The following is a 5,637-nucleotide window of genomic DNA, read 5'->3' on the forward strand; positions in this document are numbered from 1 at the left end:
CCGCCGCCCTGTCCCTCGCCGGGGGCGGCGAAAAGGCGCGTGACCTTCATCAAAGCCGCGGCAAGCTTTTGCCGCGCGAAAGGATCGCCCGCCTGATCGACCCCGGCTCGCCCTTCCTCGAAATCGGCATCTTCGCGGCGCATGATCTTTACGACGGCGCCAGCCCCTGCGCCGGTCTTGTCACCGGGATCGGCCGCGTCGAAGGCCAGGAGGTGATGATCGTCTGCAACGATGCCACCGTGAAGGGCGGCACCTATTTTCCGATGACGGTCAAGAAGCACCTGCGCGCACAGGAGATTGCCGAGCAGAACCACCTGCCCTGCGTCTACCTCGTCGATTCAGGCGGGGCGAATCTGCCCAATCAGGACGAGGTTTTCCCCGACCGCGAGCATTTCGGCCGCATCTTCTTCAACCAGGCCAACATGTCGGCCAAGGGCATTCCCCAGATCGCGGTAGTGATGGGCTCCTGCACTGCCGGGGGGGCCTATGTGCCCGCCATGTCGGATGTCACCATCATCGTGAAGGATCAGGGCACGATCTTTCTTGCCGGGCCTCCGTTGGTCAAGGCCGCCACCGGAGAGGTGGTGAGCGCCGAAGAACTTGGCGGCGGCGATGTCCACACGCGCCTGTCAGGCGTGGCGGACCTGCTGGCAAACGACGACCTGCACGCGCTTGCCCTCGCACGGCGTGCGGTCGCCAACCTGAACCGGCGCAAACAGCCGCAGCTTGCCCTGCAATCGCCCGAAGCGCCGTTTTATGATCCCGAAGAGATCATGGGCATCGTGCCCCCGGAACTGAAAACCCCCTACGACATCCGGGAGGTTATCGCCCGCATCGTCGACGGCTCGCGCTTCGATGAATTCAAGCCGCGTTACGGTGCGACCATCGTTTGCGGCTTTGCCCATGTCATGGGAATTCCCGTCGGCCTCATCGGCAACAACGGGGTGATCTTCTCTGAATCCTCGCTGAAGGCCGCGCATTTCGTGCAGCTTTGCTCGCAGCGCAACATTCCGCTGGTCTTCCTGCAGAATATCTCCGGTTTCATGGTGGGCCGTTCCTACGAAAACCGCGGAATAGCCAAGGACGGGGCAAAGCTGGTGACAGCAGTCGCGACAACGCGGGTGCCGAAGATCACCTTCCTCGTCGGCGGGTCATTCGGGGCGGGCAACTACGGCATGTGCGGCAGGGCCTATTCGCCGCGGTTCCTCTGGTCATGGCCGAACAGCCGGATTTCGGTCATGGGCGGCGAACAGGCGGCAGGGGTACTTGCCACCGTCCGGCGCGATGCGATTGAACGCAAGGGCGGCCAGTGGACCTCCGAAGAAGCGGCCGCGTTCAAGCAACCCACCATCGAGATGTTCGACCGGCAGTCGCATCCGCTCTATGCCTCGGCACGGCTCTGGGACGACGGGATCGTGGACCCGCGTCACAGCCGTCAGGTGCTGGCCCTGTCGCTCTCCGCCGCGCTGAATGCGCCCGTGGAGGAGACGCGCTTTGGCGTCTTCCGGATGTAGGGGCAGCTGATGTTCACCAAAATCCTGATCGCCAATCGCGGTGAAATCGCCTGTCGCGTTATCGCCACCGCCCGGCGTATGGGCTCGAAAACGGTCGCGGTCTACTCCGACGCCGATGCGGGCGCCAAGCATGTGGCGCTGGCCGACGAGGCGGTCCATATCGGCGGCGCTGCGGTTTCCGAAAGCTACCTTCGCGGCGACGCGATCATCGCCGCCGCCCTGCGCACCGGCTCGCAAGCGATCCATCCCGGCTACGGTTTCCTGTCCGAAAACCCCGATTTCGTCGAGGCGGTCGAGGCCGCCGGGCTGGTCTTCATCGGCCCGCCCGCCAGCGCCATCCGCGCGATGGGGCTGAAGGATGCCGCGAAAACCCTGATGACCAAGGCTGCCGTCCCCGTCGTCCCCGGCTATCACGGCGAAAGCCAGGACCCTGACTTTCTGGCGGCTGAGGCGGTCAAGATCGGCTATCCCGTCCTCATCAAGGCGCGGGCCGGTGGCGGCGGCAAGGGCATGCGCCTTGTCGAAGACCCCGCAGGTTTCCGCGACGCCCTTGCAAGCGCCCAGCGCGAAGCCCGGTCGAGTTTTGGCGACCCCGCCTGCCTGGTCGAGAAATACGTGACGCACCCCCGGCACATCGAGATACAGGTCTTCGGCGACGCCCATGGCAACGTGATCCACCTTTTCGAACGCGATTGCAGCCTGCAACGCCGCCATCAGAAGGTGATCGAAGAAGCCCCCGCCCCCGGCATGCCCTCGAACGTCCGCGCCGCCATGGGCCGCGCTGCGGTCGAGGCGGCGAAGGCCATCGGCTACCAGGGCGCTGGAACCGTCGAGTTCATCGTGGACGGCTCCGGCCCGCTGCGCGAAGACGGCTTCTGGTTCATGGAGATGAACACCCGTCTGCAGGTCGAACATCCTGTGTCCGAAGCCATCACCAGGCTCGATTTCGTCGAGCTCCAGCTCCGCGTCGCCGCCGGAGAGCAGCTGCCGGTCCGGCAGGAAGACCTCAGCATCGACGGCTGGGCATTCGAGGCCCGCCTTTATGCCGAGGATGTGCCGAAGGGCTTCCTACCCGCCACCGGCACGCTGGCGCATCTGTCCTTCCCGCCGTGCGTCACGTTCACGCGGGGTGCCGTCCGGGTGGACAGCGGCGTGCGCGAGGGGGATACGATCACCCCCTGGTACGATCCGATGATCGCCAAGGTCATCGTGCATGGCGCAAGCCGCGCCGCAGCGCTCAACCTTCTTGTCGCTACGCTAAGCGAGGTCCGCGTCGCCGGGACGACAACCAATCTGGAATTCCTGACCGCGCTGGCCCGGCACCCCGGTTTTGCCGCCGGCAAGGTCGACACCGGCCTGATCGGCCGCGATCTGGCCCAGCTGACCGCAAGACCGCCCATGCCAGCCGCAATCCCGGCGCTGGCCGCCCTGGCTGCTCTCGGGTCGTTCACCAACCCCCGGGGAAGCGACCCCTGGGACCTTCTGACCGGCTGGCGCGCATGGTCGGAAGCCGAGGATTTCGTCTCGCTTAAGGTCGGCGGAGAAGACTTCCACCAGCGCATCCTCCACCTTGGGAACGGGCGTTTCCGCGCGATTTCCGGCGACCAAGACTGCACCCTGACCATCGCGCAAAGCCGCGAAGGCAGCGTCCTCTTCGACGCCGACGGGCTCCGCTCACGGGCGGAAATCGTGACCGGCGCCGGGTGGATTTCTGTCTTCCATGACGGTCTCTGCTACGATTTCAACCTGATCGACGACCTCGCCGTCGCAGAAGAAGGGCAAGCCAGCGGAGATTCCATCATCGCCCCGATGCCCGGCCTCATGTCCGCGGTCCGGACGGTTAACGGCGCCAAGGTCCGCAAGGGCGACCCGCTCCTCATTCTCGAAGCGATGAAGATGGAACACATCCTGACCGCCCCCCGCGACGGCGTGGTCGCGGAGGTGCTGGTCGCAGAGCGGGATCAGGTCACGGACGGGGTACTGCTTCTGCGGCTGGAGGCGGAAGGTGGCTGAGCGGGTCACGATCTTCGAGGTGGGGCCGCGCGACGGGCTGCAGAACGAAGCCCGGCTGATCCCGACAGCCGACAAGATCCGCCTGATCGACGGTCTCTCGGCCTGCGGTCTCACGCACATCGAGGTTGCAAGCTTCGTCAGCCCGAAATGGGTGCCGCAAATGGCCGATGCGTCGGAAGTCCTGGCGGGCGTCCAGCGCAGGCCGGGCGTTTCCTACGCGGCGCTGACGCCCAACCTGCAGGGTTTCGAGCGTGCGCTTGAGGCCGGAGCGGACGAAGTGGCCGTCTTCGCCTCTGCCTCGGAGGGGTTCTCGCAAAGGAACATCAACTGCTCCATCGCCGAAAGCCTGGAACGTTTCCGGCCAGTGCTTCTTGGCGCCAAGACCGCCATGCTGCCGGTTCGAGGCTACGTCTCCTGCGTGACCGACTGCCCGTTCGACGGACCCGTGGCACCCGAAGCGGTGGCGCAGGTAGCCGAGGCCCTCATCGACCTCGGATGCTACCAGGTAAGCCTTGGCGATACGCTCGGCTCGGCCACCCCCGCGTCGACCGGAAAGATGCTGGAAACCGTCCTCGCGCGCCTGCCAGCATCCCGGTTGGCCGGGCATTTCCACGACACCCATGGGCAGGCACTGCAGAACATCGCCCTCTGCCTCGATCTCGGCCTGCACACCTTCGACAGCTCGGTCGGCGGCCTCGGCGGCTGCCCCTATGCGCCGGGCGCGCAAGGCAATGTCGCCACGGAAGCGGTCGTCACGATGCTGCACGATCAAGGCTTCGAGACCGGCATCGATGTCGAAGCCCTGGCCGCCATGTCACGATTTGCCCAAAGCCTCAGGAGACCCGCATGAGTTGGAAAACCCTCGACGTCACCACAGACGAGCGCGGCGTTGTCGGGGTCCGGCTGAACATTCCCGAAAAACGAAACGTCCTCTCCGCAATGATGATTGCCGAACTGACCGAGATGGCCGCGACCATAGGCCATGACGGCAAAACCCGCGCCATCGTCCTATCCGGAGCCGGGACCACATTCTGCGCCGGCGCGGACCTGAACTGGATGAAGGCCCAGATCGAGGCCGACCGGGCACAGCGCATGCGAGAGGCGAGGAAGCTCGCCGAAATGCTACACGCCCTGAACACCATCCGCGCGCCCCTGATCGGTCGCCTGCACGGCGGCGCATTTGGGGGCGGTGTCGGCATCGCTTGCGTCTGCGATCTGACGCTGGCGGACAGCACGACGAAGTTCTGCTTTTCGGAAACCCGTCTCGGGATCATTCCGGCCACAATCGGGCCTTACGTGCTGGCCAGGATGGGCGAGGGCAACGCCCGCCGCGTCTTCATGTCGGCTCGCGTCTTCGAGGCGGCGGAGGCCGAACGCCTTGGCATCGTCTCCCGAGCGGTTCCGGCGGACGACCTCGACCAGGCGGTCGAGGCCGAAGTTGCCCCCTACCTCCAGGTCGCGCCGGGGGCTGTGGCGGCGGCCAAGAAGCTGGCCCGAGACCTCGGCCCCCGCATCGACGCCGACGTCATCGACGACACGATCAGGCGCCTCGCCGACATCTGGGAAGGGCCCGAGGCGCGGCACGGCATCGCTGCCTTTCTGAACAAGCTGCCCCCCGATTGGGCGCGGAAGACCCACGGATGACGCGACTTCATGACGCACAAATCCCGTAGATACAGCTGCCTCAATTGTGGGCGTCGGATAGGAAAACTGGCCCTCTGCGGCTAGATTCTCCGGCTGCTGGCCTCGCACATAGGCTTGCCCTAAAGCTAACACGCGTAGCGAAGTTTGTTTGTTGACCGACATGCCTCTGCGGGCGGAGTACCCCTTTATGCGGAACCACGAGAGAGAGTAGGTCCAATGATCTTGCTCCCGGGCGCCTGGTTTCTCAAGCGAGTTGCCTTGGTGTGTCCAGACCGGTATCGGCAGATCCGCCGCAACTGACTCGCCAGATTTGGTCACAGCGAGTGTCCTGTGTGGATAGCTCCTGCATAGCAAGACATTTTTGAGTCTAGTTTTGCACGGGTCAGAAGCAGACGTGTGTTCGGCCTGTTTGCGCGGCACACGCGGCCGCTGGCCCTGATGGTTTCCGCGAACCAAGTCCCAAACC

4 protein-coding genes are annotated in these 5,637 nt (G+C 65.0%); all 4 read left to right on the forward strand.

Annotation, left to right across the window (positions count from 1 at the left end; translation table 11 throughout):
• Positions 1–1,514: carboxyl transferase domain-containing protein (locus tag ACRCSW_RS23265; RefSeq protein WP_438708031.1), on the forward strand; the 1,514-nt coding region annotated here is incomplete at its 5' end.
• Between the two features lie 9 nt (positions 1,515–1,523).
• A complete protein-coding gene (locus tag ACRCSW_RS23270) occupies positions 1,524–3,527 on the forward strand; it encodes an acetyl/propionyl/methylcrotonyl-CoA carboxylase subunit alpha (protein WP_438708032.1) in 2,004 nt (667 codons plus the stop codon).
• A complete protein-coding gene (locus tag ACRCSW_RS23275) occupies positions 3,520–4,377 on the forward strand; it encodes a hydroxymethylglutaryl-CoA lyase (RefSeq protein ID WP_438708033.1) in 858 nt (285 codons plus the stop codon). The genes ACRCSW_RS23270 and ACRCSW_RS23275 overlap by 8 nt, the downstream gene beginning before the upstream one ends.
• Positions 4,374–5,171, forward strand: a complete 798-nt coding sequence (locus ACRCSW_RS23280) for a crotonase/enoyl-CoA hydratase family protein (RefSeq protein WP_438708034.1) — start codon at positions 4,374–4,376, stop codon at positions 5,169–5,171. The genes ACRCSW_RS23275 and ACRCSW_RS23280 overlap by 4 nt, the downstream gene beginning before the upstream one ends.
• Positions 5,172–5,637 lie beyond the last annotated feature (466 nt).

This window comes from Tabrizicola sp., from assembly GCF_051645465.1.
In the GTDB taxonomy this organism is placed as follows: domain Bacteria; phylum Pseudomonadota; class Alphaproteobacteria; order Rhodobacterales; family Rhodobacteraceae; genus Tabrizicola.

Bases quoted from the DNA above. Each gene is read 5' to 3' on its own strand.
- ACRCSW_RS23280 (WP_438708034.1), top strand. From the start codon at position 4,374: ATGAGTTGGAAAACCCTCGACGTCACCACAGACGAGCGCGGCGTTGTC.
- ACRCSW_RS23270 (WP_438708032.1), top strand. From the start codon at position 1,524: ATGTTCACCAAAATCCTGATCGCCAATCGCGGTGAAATCGCCTGTCGC.